The organism is Achromobacter semiaridum (assembly GCF_053543755.1).
This window is the reverse complement of record NZ_JBLVOL010000015.1, coordinates 87,840-103,694: the sequence shown is the minus strand read 5'-3', so window position 1 is coordinate 103,694 and position 15,855 is coordinate 87,840. Positions and strand designations below refer to the sequence as shown.

The 15,855-nt window shown below is 65.8% G+C and carries 13 protein-coding genes; 5 read left to right on the top strand and 8 right to left on the bottom strand.

Annotated features, from left to right (window positions below; all coding sequences use genetic code 11):
• Positions 1-304: 304 nt before the first annotated feature.
• The 3 genes from acnB to ACNPP0_RS04760 form a co-directional block, all read right to left on the bottom strand.
• Complete coding sequence (gene acnB, locus ACNPP0_RS04770) at positions 305-2,896, bottom strand: bifunctional aconitate hydratase 2/2-methylisocitrate dehydratase (RefSeq protein WP_332608897.1); 2,592 nt, start codon at positions 2,894-2,896, stop codon at positions 305-307.
• Between the two features lie 243 nt (positions 2,897-3,139).
• A complete protein-coding gene (locus tag ACNPP0_RS04765; RefSeq protein WP_448705146.1) occupies positions 3,140-4,066 on the bottom strand; it encodes an FxLYD domain-containing protein in 927 nt (308 codons plus the stop codon).
• Positions 4,056-4,940: an FxLYD domain-containing protein gene (locus ACNPP0_RS04760; RefSeq protein ID WP_448705145.1), complete on the bottom strand. Its 885-nt coding sequence runs from the start codon at positions 4,938-4,940 to the stop codon at positions 4,056-4,058. Before ACNPP0_RS04760 ends, ACNPP0_RS04765 begins: the two co-directional genes overlap by 11 nt.
• Before the next feature lie 215 nt (positions 4,941-5,155).
• On the opposite strand from ACNPP0_RS04760, the gene ACNPP0_RS04755 reads away from it, so the two are divergent.
• The gene (locus tag ACNPP0_RS04755; protein WP_448705144.1) at positions 5,156-5,920 is read left to right on the top strand and encodes a TSUP family transporter; all 765 of its coding nucleotides are present in this window, start codon (positions 5,156-5,158) and stop codon (positions 5,918-5,920) included.
• Between the two features lie 34 nt (positions 5,921-5,954).
• Here the strand turns inward: ACNPP0_RS04755 and ACNPP0_RS04750 are convergent, their stop codons facing one another.
• From ACNPP0_RS04750 to ACNPP0_RS04735, 4 genes are all read right to left on the bottom strand, one after another.
• Complete coding sequence (locus ACNPP0_RS04750; RefSeq protein WP_046804064.1) at positions 5,955-6,395, bottom strand: CBS domain-containing protein; 441 nt, start codon at positions 6,393-6,395, stop codon at positions 5,955-5,957.
• Between the two features lie 128 nt (positions 6,396-6,523).
• Positions 6,524-7,429, bottom strand: coding sequence for a LysR family transcriptional regulator (locus ACNPP0_RS04745; RefSeq protein ID WP_332608893.1), 906 nt, complete (start codon positions 7,427-7,429; stop codon positions 6,524-6,526).
• Positions 7,430-7,613: 184 nt separating this feature from the next.
• Positions 7,614-8,750 (bottom strand): acyl-CoA dehydrogenase family protein, encoded by a 1,137-nt coding sequence (locus ACNPP0_RS04740; protein WP_448705143.1) that lies wholly within the window; start codon positions 8,748-8,750, stop codon positions 7,614-7,616.
• Positions 8,751-8,974: 224 nt separating this feature from the next.
• Positions 8,975-10,123 carry an acyl-CoA dehydrogenase family protein gene (locus tag ACNPP0_RS04735; RefSeq protein WP_448705142.1) on the bottom strand — a complete coding sequence of 383 codons (1,149 nt, stop codon included), beginning with the start codon at positions 10,121-10,123 and terminating at the stop codon, positions 8,975-8,977.
• A 222-nt stretch (positions 10,124-10,345) separates the two neighbouring features.
• Between ACNPP0_RS04735 and ACNPP0_RS04730 the strand changes: the two genes are divergently transcribed.
• Positions 10,346-11,131: a crotonase/enoyl-CoA hydratase family protein gene (locus tag ACNPP0_RS04730; RefSeq protein ID WP_332608890.1), complete on the top strand. Its 786-nt coding sequence runs from the start codon at positions 10,346-10,348 to the stop codon at positions 11,129-11,131.
• 40 nt (positions 11,132-11,171) lie between these two features.
• The gene (gene bktB / locus ACNPP0_RS04725) at positions 11,172-12,353 is read left to right on the top strand and encodes a beta-ketothiolase BktB (RefSeq protein WP_448705141.1); all 1,182 of its coding nucleotides are present in this window, start codon (positions 11,172-11,174) and stop codon (positions 12,351-12,353) included.
• A 136-nt stretch (positions 12,354-12,489) separates the two neighbouring features.
• Here bktB and ACNPP0_RS04720 read toward each other — a convergent pair whose 3' ends face one another.
• A complete protein-coding gene (locus ACNPP0_RS04720) occupies positions 12,490-13,263 on the bottom strand; it encodes an IclR family transcriptional regulator (RefSeq protein WP_448705140.1) in 774 nt (257 codons plus the stop codon).
• A gap of 121 nt (positions 13,264-13,384) precedes the next feature.
• Between ACNPP0_RS04720 and ACNPP0_RS04715 the strand changes: the two genes are divergently transcribed.
• The gene (locus tag ACNPP0_RS04715) at positions 13,385-14,188 is read left to right on the top strand and encodes an enoyl-CoA hydratase (RefSeq protein ID WP_448705139.1); all 804 of its coding nucleotides are present in this window, start codon (positions 13,385-13,387) and stop codon (positions 14,186-14,188) included.
• The coding region (locus tag ACNPP0_RS04710; RefSeq protein WP_448705138.1) for an acetate--CoA ligase family protein at positions 14,185-15,855 on the top strand (1,671 nt) is incomplete at its 3' end. The genes ACNPP0_RS04715 and ACNPP0_RS04710, both read left to right, overlap by 4 nt.

Sequence of the window (15,855 nt, the reverse complement as noted above, 5' to 3'; positions counted from 1 at the left end):
GGGCCGCGCCCGGGGTGTGATGGGTGTTGACGGGTGTCACAAGATACCGCGATTGTATGAAAACGTATCGCCGGAAAAGTTCCGTCCCCGAAATGGGTGGGTAAGCCTGGTTGGTCGCGGGGAAGGACGCCGGATAAGCCGCCGCCCGAAGCGAACGGCGCCGGATTGCAAACGGCGCCGGATTGCAAACGGCCCCGGATTGCTCCGGGGCCGTTGTCTGCGTGGAAAGCCGGCACAGAGACCAGCTATCGCATAGGGCGTACACGCATAACGCGTACACGCATCAGGCTTACACCTGAAAGGCTTACACCTCGATCACGTCGGCCACGTCCTTGTAGTCGGCGATTTTGTCGAAGTTCAGGTACTGATAGATCTGGTCGCCGCTCTTGTTGATGACGCCCATGTCGGCCATGTACTCGTCCTTGGTCGGAATGCGGCCCAGCTTCGAGCAGATGGCGGCAAGTTCGGCCGAACCCAGGTACACGTTCGTGTTCTTGCCCAGGCGGTTCGGGAAGTTGCGGGTGCTGGTCGACATCACGGTTGCGCCTTCGCGCACTTGTGCCTGGTTACCCATGCACAGCGAGCAGCCCGGCATTTCCGTGCGGGCGCCGGCGGTGCCGAAGACGCCGTAGTGGCCTTCTTCGGTCAACTGCGTGGCGTCCATCTTGGTCGGCGGGGCAACCCACAGCTTGACCGGGATGTCGCGCTTGCCTTCCAGCAGCTTGGACGCCGCGCGGAAGTGGCCGATGTTGGTCATGCAGCTGCCGATGAACACTTCGTCGATCTTGGCGCCGGCAACTTCCGACAGCGTCTTGACGTCGTCCGGGTCGTTCGGGCAGGCCACGATGGGCTCGTGCACGTCCGCCAGATCGATTTCGATCACGGCGGCGTATTCGGCGTCGGCGTCCGGCTCCAGCAGCTTGGGGTCCGCCAGCCACGCTTCCATGGCCTTGATGCGGCGGCCCAGCGTGCGTTCGTCTTCGTAGCCGTTGGCGATCATCCACTTCAACATCACGATGTTGCTGTTGATGTATTCAATGATCGGTTCCTTGTTCAGGAACACCGAGCAGCCGGCAGCCGAACGTTCAGCGGACGCGTCCGACAGTTCAAAAGCTTGCTCGACCTTAAGGTCCGGCAGGCCTTCGATTTCCAGGATACGGCCCGAGAAAATGTTCTTCTTGCCTTGCTTGGCAACCGTCAGCAGGCCTTGCTTGATGGCGTACAGCGGGATGGCGTTGACCAGGTCACGCAGGGTGACGCCGGGTTGCAGCTTGCCCTTGAAGCGAACCAGCACCGATTCCGGCATGTCCAGCGGCATCACGCCGGTGGCGGCGGCAAAGGCGACCAGGCCCGATCCGGCCGGGAACGAAATGCCGATCGGGAAGCGGGTGTGCGAATCGCCGCCGGTGCCGACGGTGTCGGGCAACAGCATGCGGTTCAGCCACGAGTGGATCACGCCGTCACCCGGGCGCAGCGACACGCCGCCACGGGTGCTGATGAATTCCGGCAGCGTGTGGTGCGTCTTGACGTCCACGGGCTTGGGGTAGGCGGCGGTGTGGCAGAACGACTGCATCACCAGGTCGGCCGAGAAGCCCAGGCAAGCCAGGTCTTTCAATTCGTCGCGGGTCATCGGGCCGGTGGTGTCCTGGCTGCCGACCGAAGTCATCTTCGGTTCGCAGTAGGTACCCGGGCGGATGCCCTGGCCGTCCGGCAGGCCGCAAGCACGGCCCACCATCTTCTGGGCCAGCGTGTAACCCTTGCCGGTGTCTACCGGGTTATTGGGCAGGCGGAACAGCGTCGACGGGGCCAGGCCCAGTGCTTCGCGAGCCTTGGCGGTCAGGCCACGGCCGATGATCAGCGGAATGCGGCCACCGGCGCGCACTTCGTCGAACAGCACGTCGGACTTCACTTCGAATTCAGCGATGACTTCGCCGTTCTTGATGGCTTTGCCGTCGTAGGGGCGCAGCTCAACGACGTCGCCCATTTCCATCTTGGACACGTCCAGTTCGATCGGCAAAGCGCCGGCGTCTTCCATCGTGTTGTAGAAGATCGGGGCAATCTTGTTGCCCAGGCACACGCCGCCAAAGCGCTTGTTCGGCACGAAGGGGATGTCTTCGCCCGTGAACCACAGCACCGAGTTGGTGGCCGACTTGCGCGACGAACCCGTGCCGACCACGTCACCCACGTAGGCGACCAGGTGGCCCTTTTCTTTCAGCGATTCAATGAACTTGACCGGGCCGCGCTTGCCGTCTTCTTCCGGTTCGAAGGCCGCGCCGTCGCGCTTGTTCTTCAGCATCGCCAGGGCGTGCATCGGGATGTCGGGGCGGGTCGTGGCGTCGGGCGCCGGCGACAGGTCGTCGGTGTTGGTTTCGCCAGGCACCTTGAAGACGGTGATGGTCAGGCTTTCCGGCAGTTCCGGACGGCTGGTGAACCATTCGGCGTCGGCCCAGCTTTGCATCACGGACTTGGCGTTGGCGTTGCCCTTGTCGGCCTTTTCCTTCACGTCATGGAAGGCGTCGAACATCAACAGGGTCTTTTTCAGCGCATCGGCGGCGATGGTGCCGATTTCCGCGTCATCCAGCAGGTCGACCAGCGGGCCAATGTTGTAGCCGCCGAGCATCGTGCCCAGCAGTTGCGTCGCCTTGGCACGGCTGATCAGCGCACAAGCTTCCTTGCCCAGCGCCACGGCGGCCAGGTAGGACGCCTTCACCTTGGCGGCATCGTCCACGCCGGCCGGCACACGGTGGGTCAACAGTTCGACCAGATTCTGCTCTTCGCCAGCGGGCGGGTTCTTCAGCAGTTCGATCAGTTCGGCGGTTTGTTTAGCCGTCAGGGGCAGCGGGGGAATCCCCAGAGCCGCGCGTTCGGCAACGTGTTGGCGGTAGTTATCCAGCATGTGAGGCCTGCTCAAAAGTCGGGTTGGAAGAAGGGTTGTCGGCCGGAATTGTAGAGGGAAGAGGGGGCGGCAAGCAAACGTCTTATATCTTATATAAGACTACGGTCCGTCCCTTGTTGTTGGGCGGCGACGCTAAAAGGCAGATGGCGCGCCGATGCGGCCCGCCTCGGCATTGGCTGGGCAGGAAAATGGCGGCTCGATGGCCGCCATTACGAAGTCAAGGCGAGACGGGCAGGCGCAATCCTAGCGTGTGGCCACGTCGTAGACCACGGCAACCCGGGCAAAATTGCCACCAAATTGCTTCACGTCCATTTCGAAAGGGGCGCTGTCGCCCGGCTTCAGCTTGGGCAACCGCAATTCCTTGAACAGGGCGCCCGACAACTTGTCTTGCGCGTCGTACAGGCTGACCCAGACCCGGACGTTTTCGACGTCGACCTGATCGTCGTTGCGCACCCGGCCATGAACGGTGACGTATTTGTAACGATAGCGATAGCTGAAATTCAGCGTGCCGGTGCCTATCCCTGCTTCGGTGTTCTCGACCGTGACGGCCAGTTTGGGGCGCGGGCCGGGCAGGGCGGCGCGCTTGGCGGGTAGCCAATGGGTCTTGACCTCGGTCACCCGTTCGTAATTGCCGCCCGACAGCATCACCGGCACCCGCTCGCCCGGGTAAAGATGCGTGGGCAGGGTCCATTCCTGGCGCGGGTTCAACGGCCGTGAGCCGTCAAACACCGAAATTTCAACACGGGGCGACAGGGCGATGTCGGTGGTGCTGGTGTTGGACAGCTCCGCGAACATCACCGGCCGCTCGATTTCATCCAGCAGGCGGCGCGGCGCCGACAAGCTGAACGCCTTCGGGTCGAACAACGCGAAGTTCGGGTCCAGCAGTTCTTCGGTGGACAGACGCACGTGGTCGATAACGCGCACATTGGCCGGGCTGACGCGGTGCATGCGGCTGGTGGAAGCGGCTTCCTTGGGCGAGTCCTCCACGGGCTTGGCCGCAGCCGTGTTCGCCGACCCGGCCGGCGTCTCATGCCCCAGCTTGTTCGCCACCCACGGTCCCACGGCGGTGTATTGGGTCAACGCCACGCCGGCCGCCGCCAGGATCAGCAGCACCAGCGCGGTCTTGGCCGGCCAGGCAAGCGGCTTGGATGGGGAACGGTCAGCTTTCACTTTGCACCATGTAGTCGTAGGAAGCGACCTTGTCGTCGCCAAGCATTTCGCAGCGCACGTCGAACGCGGTCATGGCGCCCGGCGCCAACGCGCCGGCGCTGCCATAGCCGTTGCCGGTGCCGATCAACGCACCGTCCTGGCCGTACAGCAGCACGGTGATCTGCGCGGCGCCGGCCTCTTTGGCGCCGTCGTTCTTCAGCAAACCCACCAGGCGATACGCGCCGTCGTTATTCACCAGCTGCACCTTGCTGGCGGACACATCGTTGTTCTTGCCTCGCGCCGGCGTTGGCGTGGCCACCTGTAATTCGTAGCGCGAGTACGCCTTTTCAGGGGCCGAGATCAGCACGGGCGCGTATTCGCCGGGCTCCAGCGAGCGCGGCGATGGCGTGGACAGAGTCGACGTCAGCGTCAGGTCGCCCTGAAAGAACGTCGCCGTGACACGTGGCACGTCGATCTTCTTGCCCGTTTCGTTGCGCATGATCATCACCAGCTGCTTGCGCCCGCGGATCTGAACTTCGCGCACGTCCGTCAGCTTGACCAGCGACGCATCGATCGGCGGGGTCACGGGCGTTGGGCGGTACGGGGTTGACGGGCTGGACGTCAGCATCGACGCCACCAGCGGCACGAAGATTGCCGCGACCACCACCAGCACGATGGCCGCCAACGCGCTGGGCTTGATCTGCGCATGCCTGACCGGCTGCTGCATGCCCCGCAGTATCTTTTCCAGCCGCTGCGCGACGTCGTCCTCCACCAGCGTCAACGCGTGGCAGTGGTTGCAGCGGTATTCGTTGGGGGCCAGTTTGGTGAACTGCGCGCTGCCGCAAGTGGAGCAGGTCAGCGTGACCGTGTTGATCGTGGTGTGTTTTGGTGTCATGCGTTTGGCGTCATGCGTTTGGCGTCATGCGGGCGGACGTGCATGGGGGACGGACAGGGCGGCAAGGATAGCGGCAGCGCGCCGGGCGCGGGGTGCAGGTGCGCTTCTAGTTGTGACGATATGTGCCAAAAGCGACGCCCCGCAGCGTTATCGCGACAAACGAACGCTGTTCGCCCGGGTGATATCATCGCCGCGACAAAAAACCGGCCGCCCGCATGAGCATTTCCCATCACCTGCTGTTTCTGGCCTGCGTGGCGCTGGCCACCTATGCCCAGACCATGACCGGATTCGCGTTCGGGCTGGTGCTGCTGGGCCTGTCCGGCGTGTTCCAGTTGGCCTCGGTGGCCGAAGTGGCCAACGTGGTCAGCGTGCTGTCGCTGGTCAACGCCGCCGTGACGCTGGCGCGCGCCAAGCCCCAAGTGAATTGGTCGCTGATGCGTCCGGCCATGATCGCCAGCCTGGTAGGCGTGGGCGTGGGCGTGGCCGCGTTGACGTGGATCAGCGGGTCCATGACGGTCCTGCTGCAACTGCTGCTGGGCATCACGATCCTGGCCTGCGCGGTGCAGCTGGTGGCGCGAGCCAAGCCATTGGAACGCTTGTCGTCCAAAGCGTCCTTTCTGTTCTTCGGGGGGATATCAGGCGTGTTGGGCGGCCTGTTCTCCAGCGCCGGCCCGCCGATGGTGTATCACCTGTATCGCCAGCCCTTGCCGCTGGCATCCATCCGCAACAGCCTGCTGGTGCTGTTCTCGCTCAATGCCGTGGTGCGGCTGGCGCTGGTGACGGGGCAGGGCCATTTCATGGCGTCGTCATTCTGGCTTAGCGTGCAGGCGCTGCCCGTGGTGATCGGGGTGACGTGGGTGGCGCGGCGCTACAGCACGGCAGGGTCCATGAAGACCGTGAAGCGGATGGTGTTCGTGCTGTTGTTGGCGGCCGGCCTGGGCTTGATCGTGCCGGCGGCGCGGATCCTGGCGGCGGGATAGCCGCCAGTGCGCGCGAAACAACGGCGCGGCGCGCTTACGCGTGGCCGCCGCTGATGTAGCGTTCCAGCTCGTGGATGATGAATTTCTGTTCGCTCATGATGTCCTTGACCAGATCGCCGATGGACAGCAGGCCGATGAGCTTTTCGTTGTCGATGACCGGAAGATGGCGGAAATGCCGTTCGGTCATCATGGCCATACAGTGCTCGCGCGTGTCGCCCGGGCCCACGTAATACACCGAGTCGGTCATGATGTCGCGCACCTTGGTGCTGCGCGACGAGCGGTCTTGCAAGACGACTTTGCGGGCGTAGTCGCGCTCGGACAGCATGCCCAGCACCGTATCCCCTTGCACGACCACCACTGCGCCGATGCTGCGTTCGGCCATGGTCTTGATGGCGTCGAACACCGAGGAATCCGGTGAAACCGTCACGACGGCATTGTTCGACTTTTCCCTGAGAATCTCAGCCACTGTTTTCACGATGTGCTCCCGGATCGCTGACAAGGTTCAAACGCCGACCGCGCGTCGCGCCTTGGATAACGGCCAGGGCGCCGCGGCGCGGTCATGCTCCATCCTAAGCCTGCTGGCCACCTTGCCGCAAGCGGGGCTTATTTGGCCGCCTTGGGCCGGAAGGCGTGGGCGGCCACTTCGCGCAGGTTGCGCGCGGCGCTGCGCTCGGCGCCCGGGTTCCATGCCAGCGAGATGCCGATCGACGCGTCGGCGGGAAAATCGGCCAGGGTTTTAGTGACCACATTGGGGCTGGGGTGGCGGCGGGCGCCGGCCGGCACCAGCGCCACGCCCAGGCCGCTTTCCACCAGGCTCAACAGGGTTTGCACCTGCACGGCTTCCTGCGCGATGCGGGGCGTGAAGCCGCGCAGCTGGCAGGCGTTGATCGCCGCCATGCGCAGGCCGGCCGCCTCGGTGGCGGTGTACATGATGAAGGGTTCGTCGGCCAGCTCGGCCAGCCGGATGCGGCCACGACGCGCCAGTGGATGGCTGTTGTGCACAGCCAGCACGAAATTCTCCGTGGTCAAGGGCGCCAGCCGCACGCGCGAGCCCATGGCCACCGGCACGCGCACGATGCCCACTTCCAGCGCGTCGTCGGCCAGGTCCTGCATGATGCGTATCGAGGTGGCTTCGCGCAGCACCACCGTCACGCCCGGATAGCGTTGGCGAAACAAGGGCAGCACGCGCGGCAAGATGGCGTGCGTGGCGGATCCGACGAAACCGATACGGACGGTGCCGCCTTCACCGGCCGCCCCGGCTCGCGCCGCCAGCCGGAATTGCTCGGCATGAAACAGCGCGCGGCGCGCTTCGTCCAGCGCCGCCAGCCCGGCCTCGGTCAGCTGCACGCCTTGCCGGCCGCGCACGAACAGCGGCACACCCACCATTTCTTCCAGCTTGCGGATCGACACCGACAACGGGGGTTGCGACATATGCAGCTTTTCCGCCGCGCGGTGAAAGTTCAGCGTGTCGGCAAGCACCAGGAATTGCTGCAAGTGGCGAAAGTCCATGGATAAGGTCCAGGGCGGCATGGGCTTTCGATGATACGTGCTGTGTGTCTTGCTGTGTGTGGAGGTGTGCGTCGTGGTGTGTGTCGTGTGGCGTGCCATGCGGCGCGTCATGCGGCGTGTCGTGCGGCGCGTCAAGCGGTGGATCGCCGCCGGCATCCGGGCCGTCGCCTGCGGTATCGCCGCGTCAGGATTGGCCCTGTGATACGCGGCGGATGATGTCCAGTGCGCGGTCTTCGCCTTGCAAGGCACGGGCGCCGATGTGTGCATGCCAAAAGGATTCCGACCCCGCCGCCAACCGCCAGTCGCGCAAGCGGCGCGTGTAAAGCTGCAAGTCGAATTCGGCGGTGATGCCGATGGCGCCATGGACCGCATGGGCGATATCGGCCACGCGCGGCGCCGCCTGGCTGGCTCGCGCCTTGCCGACGGCCACCTGCATTGCGCCGGGCATCGCGTCGGCCATCGCGTCGGCCATCGCGTGGGCCGCCCCGCCGTCCTGCGAGTCCCGGCTTTGGAAGGCCAGTTGCGCGGCCATGTTCGCCGCCCACACCTCTTCGGCCATCACGCTGATCTGCTGCTGCACCGCCTGGAAGCGGCCGATGGACTTGCCGAATTGCGCCCGCGTGTTGGCGTAGTCCAGCGTCATCGCCAGCACCCGTTCCATTGCCCCGGCCATCAGGCCCGCGTAGGCCGCGGCGGCCAGCACGGTCAGGGCATCCGGCGCATCGGCCTCGCTCTGCCCATCCCGCCCATCCCGCCCATCCCCTTCATTGCTTGCTGCCCGGACAGGGCCCAGGCATTGCGCGTCCGACAACGCCCATGACGCCTCGCCATCCAGCGCCCCATGCACGCCGTTGCTCTGCACATCGACGGCTTGCGCGGGCAGCAGCCACGCTTGTCGATCGATCTGCGCCAGCACGTGGCTGGCCACGCGTATCCAAGGCACATTCGCGCCCGCGATGCGGTCGCCGGCCATAGACAGCCCATGCGGCGCCAATGCGATCGGCCCCGGGAGGGCGGCATGTCCGTGGGCCGCCAGCCAGCCGCGCGCCAGCATCGTATGCGCGATGGGGTAGGGGCACAGGTGACGGCCTGCCGCCAGCACCACCGGCAGTGCCGCCGCCAACGTCAGCCCGGCGCCGCCCAGCGACTCGGGCACCAGCGCATCGGCGAACCCCGCGTCCTCGCACGCCCGCCATGCGGCATCGATGGGTTGCCCTTGTTCGGCGGCGCGGAGCAGCGCGGGCGTGCAGGTTTGCGCGAACAAGCGTTCGGCCGCGTCGCCCAGCAAGTTGTCGGAAAGCGTGTCGCCAGCATTGTTCATGATGTAGCCCTTGTCCATCCGTATCCAGTTAATGCGCCGCGGATCAGCATGGATGACATCAGTGACCTCACGTAAGGACCTGAAATCAGCGGCATGACATCCGCGACCTGACATCCGCGACCTGACATCAGCGGCATGACATCAGCGGCATGACATCCGCGACCTGACATCCGCGACCTGACATCAGCCCCATGACACCAGCCCGCTTTTCCCCCGCCCCCGCCTCAGCGCAGCCCCAGCCCCCGCGCGATGATGCCGCGCAAAATTTCACGGGTGCCGCCGCGCAGCGAAAACGTCGGCGCGACTTGCTCCAGGTACGTCAGCGTGCGCAGCAGGGGCAATGGGGGCGGCAGGTCGGGGTGCCGGCCCAGCGCGTCGCCGATCAGGCGGGGAATTTGCTGTTCCAGTTCCGTGCCCAGGTCCTTCACCAGTGCCGCTTCGGTGGCCGGGCTGGCGCCCGCGGCCAGCTTGCCCGCCACGGCCAGCGACATTGCCCGCAACACCGCCATCTGCGACAAGATGGCGCCCAAGGCCGCGCGGTCGGCGGCATCGCCCGACAAGGCGCGGCAGTGCGTCAACCAGCATTCCAGCAGCGCAATGCTGGAATACAGCCGTTCGGGGCCGCTGCGCTCGAACGCCAATTCGGCATTGACCTGCGCCCAGCCCGCGCCTTCTTCACCGATCAACGCATCGCCCGGCAACTGCACGTTGTCGAAGAACACTTCTGAAAAATGCGCGTCCCCGGTCAGGTCTTGAATCTGCCGCACCGACACGCCGGGCAGCGACAGGTCCACGATCAGTTGCGACAGACCCTGGTGACGGTCCTGCGGGGATCCCGACGTGCGAACCAACGCAATCATGTAGTGCGAACGGTGCGCGTTGGTGGTCCAGATTTTGCTGCCGTTCAAGCACCAGCCGCCGCTTATCGGCTCTGCCCGCGTGCGGATGCTGGCCAGATCCGAGCCTGATCCCGGTTCGCTCATGCCGATGCAAAAGAACGCCTCGGCGCGGCAGATGCGAGGCAGGTAAAACGATTTTTGCGCGGGCGTGCCCACCTTCAGGATCAAGGGGGCGCTTTGGCGGTCGGCGATCCAGTGCGCCGATACGGGCGCGCCCGCGCCCAGCAATTCCTCGGACAGCACGAAACGCGCGAAATGGCCTCGCTCGGCCCCACCAAATTCGCGCGGCAACGTCAGGCCCAGCCAGCCGCGTCCGGCAAGCTGGCGACTGAAGCCCGCATCAAACCCCATCCACGACCGCGCGCGTTCATCCGGCTCCAACCCGTCCAGCGTGTCTGCCAGAAAGGCGCGGATATCCGCGCGCAGCGCTTCATCGGCGGCGGGGATGGGGGTCAGGTCCAGCGGTTCGATCATGGTCCGGGTCCGTTGCGGGGCCGCCTGGATAGGGGCGCGTCAAGCCACTATCCGGCGTGGCCGCCACCGCCGTCCAATATTATTTTTTGGCTTTTCGATACCGGAATCGTATCGCCGATGCAAAAACTAATATTGGACGCTGCCCGGCCACGCGCCTACGCTGAACGTTCTTGCCGGCGCGCGCGGCGGCGAACCAAAACCTGTAATCGGGAAAGGGCAAACATGACGGAACTCGTGCATTTTGAATTGGACGCGGACGGCGTGGCGACGCTGACGCTGGATGACCCCGCGACCCGCAACGCGCTGACCGGCAGCGATATCGTGGACCAGATGCTGGCCATCTTCGCGCGTATCGAGCGCGACCCCGACGTGCGCGTACTGATCCTGACCGCGACAGGCAAGGTGTTTTCATCGGGCGGCAACATCCACGAAATGCAGCGCCAGATCGGGCCGGACGTCGCACCGGCCGCGCTGCGCCAGGAGTATCGGCACGGCATCCAGCGCCTGCCCCTGGCCTTGCACGCGCTTGAAGTGCCCACCATTGCCGCCGTCAACGGCCCGGCGGTCGGCGCAGGTTGCGACCTGGCCTGCATGTGCGATGTGCGCATCGCGGCCGAGTCGGCCACCTTTGCCGAAAGCTTCGTCAAGCTGGGCATCATTCCCGGCGATGGTGGCGCGTGGTTTTTGCCGCGTTTGATCGGCATGGCGCGTGCCGCCGAAATGTCGTTTACCGGCGACGCCATCGGTGCGGCCACGGCGCTGGAATGGGGTCTGGTGTCGCGCGTGGTGCCGGGCCAGGAACTGCTGCCCGCCGCGCGCGCGCTGGCCGGGCGCATGGCGGCCAATTCGCCGCAGGCCGTGCGGCTGACCAAGCGCCTCTTGCGCGAAAGCCAGCATGCGCGGCTGGACGCCTTGCTGGAACTGTCGGCGGCCTATCAGGCGCTGGCCCACAAGACCGACGCGCACGCGGATGCCGTCGCCCAATTCCTTGCGGCGCGGCGGCGCTAGGCCGGCGTTATGATGGAAAACATCACAAGGAGGAAACACCATGAATGAAGTTATCGTCGCATCCGCCGTGCGCACCGCCATTGGCGATTTTGGCGGCGCGCTGAAAGACGTGCCGCCCTGCGACCTGGGCGCAACCGTTATCCGGGCGGCGCTGGAACGCGCCGCCGTCAAGGGCGACGAAGTCGGCCACGTTGCGGTGGGCCACGTCATCAACACCGAACCGCGCGACATGTACCTGTCGCGCGTGGCGGCCATGAACGCCGGCATCGCCAAGGAAACCCCCGCCTTCAACGTCAACCGCCTGTGCGGTTCGGGCTTGCAGGCCATCGTGTCGGCCGCGCAGACCATCATGCTGGGCGATGCCGATATCGCCATCGGCGCGGGCGCCGAAAGCATGAGCCGCGCCCCGTACATCGTGCCCTCGCAACGCTGGGGTGCCCGCATGGGCGACAGCGCCATGCTGGACATGATGACCGGCGCCTTGTCCGACCCCTTCGGCCGCATGCACATGGGTGTCACGGCCGAAAACGTGGCGGCCAAATTCAACATCAGCCGCCAGGACCAGGACGCGCTGGCCGCCGAATCGCATCGCCGCGCCGCCGCCGCCATTGACGCCGGCTACTTCCGCGACCAAATCGTGCCGGTGGTGCAAAAGACGCGCAAGGGCGAAGTCGTGTTCGACACCGATGAGCACGTGCGCCGCGACGTCACGGCCGACACCATGGCGGGGCTGAAGCCGGTGTTTCAGAAAGAGAATGGCACAGTCACGGCGGGCAACGCGTCGGGCCTGAACGACGGCGCGGGCGCGGTGGTGCTGATGAACGCCTCGGTAGCCGCCAAGCGCGGCATCAAGCCGCTGGCGCGCCTGGTGGCCTACGCGCACGCGGGCGTCGACCCCAACATCATGGGCATCGGCCCGGTGCCCGCCACGCAGGCCGCCTTGAAACGCGCCGGCTTGACGGTGGACCAGTTGGACGTCATCGAAGCCAACGAAGCGTTCGCCGCGCAAGCGTGCGCCGTGGCGCGTGAGTTGAAGCTGGACCCCGCCAAGGTGAACCCCAACGGCAGCGGCATCGGCCTGGGCCACCCCATCGGCGCAACGGGCGCGATCATCACCGTCAAGGCGCTGCACGAGCTGCAACGCGTGGGCGGCCGCTATGCGCTGGTGACGATGTGCATCGGTGGCGGCCAGGGCATCGCCGCGATCTTCGAACGCATTTAAGGGTTTGATGTCGGTTCGGCTGCGGTTTTGGGTGCAGCCGAACGACGCAGCCGAATGACGCAGCCGAATGACGCAGCCGAATGACGCAGCCGAATGACGCAGCCCAGCGCCCCGCCTCCCGGCGGGGCGCTTTTGTTCAAGCCTGGCCCAGATAACCCGCCGCCCAGGCCTGGCATTCGGCCCGCAGCAGCTCGCCCATCTTGGCGCGGCGCGGCGCATCCAGCCGGCTGCTGATGGCGCCGAAGCTGAACGCCACCCAGGTCAATTCCGACACCGGAAACGCCACGCCCACGCCCGACACGCCCGGCGTGATCGTGTCCACGATTTCAGAATGCCCCGTCGCGCGCGTCTGCTTGACGGCCTTCATCAACGCCGCGCTGGAGACGCCGATCTGCGCGTAGCCAGGTGCATGCCGCGCATACAGCGCCGCGATCTCTTCGTCGGCCAAACTGGCCATCAACGCCAGCCCGCCCGCGCCCACGCCCAGCAGCCGCCGTTCGCCCTGGTCAATGGTGAACACCTTCACCGGGAACGAGCCCGCCTCGCGCAGCAGGCACAAGGCGTAATCCCCCTGACGGATCACCAGGAACACGGTGTCGCCCGACAATCGGGCGAGCTTCTGCGCGAAGGGGCGCAGCGCATCCAGCAATGGCGTGCGTCGCAACGCCGCAAAACCCAGCTGCATGGAATCCACGCCCAGTCGATAACGCCGCGTGCGCGCGTCGCGTTCGGCGAATTGCTCTTCCAGCAGGCAGCTCAACAGGCGGTGGGCGGTGGACCGTTCCAGCCCAGTTGCGCTCATCACGCCTTGCAGGTCGATGCCGTCTTCCTGATGCTGCGCCAGCACGCGTAACAGGCCCAGCGCGCGCCGCATGCTCTGGGTGCCGCCGGTAGCCATAGACTTGTTCATATTGTGGGAAAAAGTGGTCGAATATTTTGTATTCTAGGATTCCAGGTGCGTTAATTCAATCGAATCGATCCATCGACCCGTGCCATCCGCAAGCGCGGGCGTTGCAAAAGACGAGGAGACTATGGAATACGCCACCCTGGCCGTCGAGCACCACGACTCGATCTGCCGCATCAGCCTGGCGCGCGAATCGGCGCGCAATGCCCAAAGCCAGCAGATGCTGGATGAACTGGACCACGCCCTGACCCAAGCCGAGCAAAACGACGCCGTGCGCGTGGTGGTGCTGGCCGGGCGCGGCGCGCATTTCTCGGCGGGCCACGACTTGAAAGAAGCGCAAGCCACGCGCGCCGATTTCACCGTGGAAGAACGCTGGGAATACGAGTCGCGCCGCTACTACGGCTATTGCCTGCGCATCTGGGATTTCCCCAAACCCACCATCGCGCAGGTGCAGGGCGCCTGCGTGGCGGGCGGCTTCATGATCGCCAACATGTGCGACCTGGTCGTGTGCGCCGACACCGCCTACTTTTCGGACCCTGTCGGCCACACGCTGGCCGCCGCCGCTACCGAAGTGCTGATTCACCCCTGGGTGATGGGCCTGCGCAAAGCCAAGGAAATGCTCTACACCGGTGAAAAGGTCGACGCGGCCGAGGCGCTGCGCATCGGCATGGTGAACCGCGTGGTGCCCGAGGCCGAACTGGACGAAGCCACGCTGACGCTGGCCCGGCGCATTGCGCAGGCGCCGCCGTTCGGGCTGCGCCTGATCAAGCGCTCGTTGAACCGCACGGCCGATGCGCAAGGCTTTCGCACGGCCTTGTCGGCGCACTTCGACACCCACCAGCTGTCGCACCTTAGTGAAGAGTTCCAGGCCGTGCGCGAACGCGGACTGGCCCAGGCGATTCAGCGCAACAAGAAGGGCGAAACGGCATGAGGGCCGCGCTGGACTGCCTGCTGGACCCGCGTTCCATTGCCATGATCGGCGCCAGCGCCAACGCCGGCCGCATCGGCGGCATGCCGCTGGAACTGCTGACGCGCTTTGGCTACGCGGGCGGCATCTACCCGGTCAACCCGAAGTACCAGGAAGTGTTCGGCATACGTTGCTGGCCCGACATAGAAGCCGTGCCGGAACCCGTGGACCTGGCCGTGCTGGCGATTGCCGCCGCCGAGGTCACGCCGATGCTGCGCCGCTGCCACGCCCATGGCGTGCGCGCGGCCATCGTGTATGCGGCGGGTTTTGCGGAAGCGGGCGGCGACGGCGCGCGCCTGCAAGCTGAACTGGAAGCGTTCGTGGCGCAAAGCGGCATGGCCGTGGCGGGCCCGAACTGCATGGGCTTTGCCAACTTGAACACGCAGGCGCACACCGCCTTTGCCTCGGTATTCAAGACGGCGCCCGCGCAATCGCGGCCCGGCATGGTCAGCCTGCTGACGCAAAGCGGCAATGTGTGCGCGGCGGTGTACGCCATCGCGCGGCGGCTGGATTTGCCGTTTTCGCACTTCATCAATACCGGCAACGAGGCCTGCCTGGATTTTTCGCAGTACCTGGAATATCTGGCGGCAGACGTGCACACCGAGATTGTGCTGGGCTACATCGAACAATTGCGCGACGGCGAGCGCTTCGTGCGGGCCTGTCAGGAACTTGAGCGCCAGGGCAAGCTGCTGATTGCGCTGAAGGCCGGCAGCACGGATAAGGGCGCGGCGGCTGTGCGTTCGCATACGTCGGCGCTGGCGGGCGACAAGCGCGTCTACGCGGCGGCGTTTCGCCAATTGAACGTGATCGAAGCCACCGACTTCGCGCAGATGGCGCAACTGGCCAGCCTGGCCACGCTGCGCCATCGCAGCGCCGGCAAGCGCGTGGCGGTGCTGACGATGTCGGGCGCGCTGGGCGCCATCCTGGCGGACAAGTTCATTGGCGTGGGGCTGGAATTGCCGGACCTGCCCGCCGGCCTGCAAGCCGTGCTGCGCGGCGGCATCCCCGATTACGGCATGGTGGGCAACCCGGTGGACGTGACGGGCAACGTCGTCAACGACCCCGCGTTCGTGCGCACCGTGCTGCAAGCCCTGGCCACCACTGACGCGATTGACGCCGTGGTGGTCTACGCGCCCGGCTACATGCTGGACCGCATGGCCGATGCGCTGGCCGAGGCGTCGCGCCAGCATCAGCGCCTGTTCGTCGCCATCGACACGGGCCTGGCGCAAAGCCGCGCCGCCCTGCGCGAGGCCGAGGTGGCGGTGTTTGAAGACCTGGGGCTGGCCGTGTCCGCGCTGGCGCCGTATCTGTTGTGGTGCGAAGCACGCGGCACGCGCCGCATGGTGCCCATCGACACCACCGTAAACCTCAGCCCCCCCTGCGTGCCCGCGCTGCCCTGCAACGAAGTGGACGCGCGCGCCTACGTGGCCGCGTTCGGGCTGCCGCAGGCGCTTGCCCGCGTGGCACGCACGGCGGAAGACGCGGTGGCCCAGGCGCGCCACGCAGGCTACCCCGTGGCGCTGAAGATACTTAGCGCCGACATCGCGCACAAGACGGAAGCCGGCGGCGTAGCGTTGGGGCTGGCGGACGACGCCGCCGTCAACGCCGCCTTCGACCGGGTGCTGCGCGCG

What these genes read in the sequence shown, in the direction of transcription:
- acnB (WP_332608897.1), bottom strand. Translation starts at nt 2,896, where the DNA reads ATGCTGGATAACTACCGCCAACACGTTGCCGAACGCGCGGCTCTGGGG.
- ACNPP0_RS04760 (WP_448705145.1), bottom strand. Translation starts at nt 4,940, where the DNA reads ATGACACCAAAACACACCACGATCAACACGGTCACGCTGACCTGCTCC.
- ACNPP0_RS04755 (WP_448705144.1), top strand. Translation starts at nt 5,156, where the DNA reads ATGAGCATTTCCCATCACCTGCTGTTTCTGGCCTGCGTGGCGCTGGCC.
- ACNPP0_RS04745 (WP_332608893.1), bottom strand. Translation starts at nt 7,429, where the DNA reads ATGGACTTTCGCCACTTGCAGCAATTCCTGGTGCTTGCCGACACGCTG.
- ACNPP0_RS04740 (WP_448705143.1), bottom strand. Translation starts at nt 8,750, where the DNA reads ATGAACAATGCTGGCGACACGCTTTCCGACAACTTGCTGGGCGACGCG.
- ACNPP0_RS04735 (WP_448705142.1), bottom strand. Translation starts at nt 10,123, where the DNA reads ATGATCGAACCGCTGGACCTGACCCCCATCCCCGCCGCCGATGAAGCG.
- ACNPP0_RS04730 (WP_332608890.1), top strand. Translation starts at nt 10,346, where the DNA reads ATGACGGAACTCGTGCATTTTGAATTGGACGCGGACGGCGTGGCGACG.
- bktB (WP_448705141.1), top strand. Translation starts at nt 11,172, where the DNA reads ATGAATGAAGTTATCGTCGCATCCGCCGTGCGCACCGCCATTGGCGAT.
- ACNPP0_RS04720 (WP_448705140.1), bottom strand. Translation starts at nt 13,263, where the DNA reads ATGAACAAGTCTATGGCTACCGGCGGCACCCAGAGCATGCGGCGCGCG.
- ACNPP0_RS04715 (WP_448705139.1), top strand. Translation starts at nt 13,385, where the DNA reads ATGGAATACGCCACCCTGGCCGTCGAGCACCACGACTCGATCTGCCGC.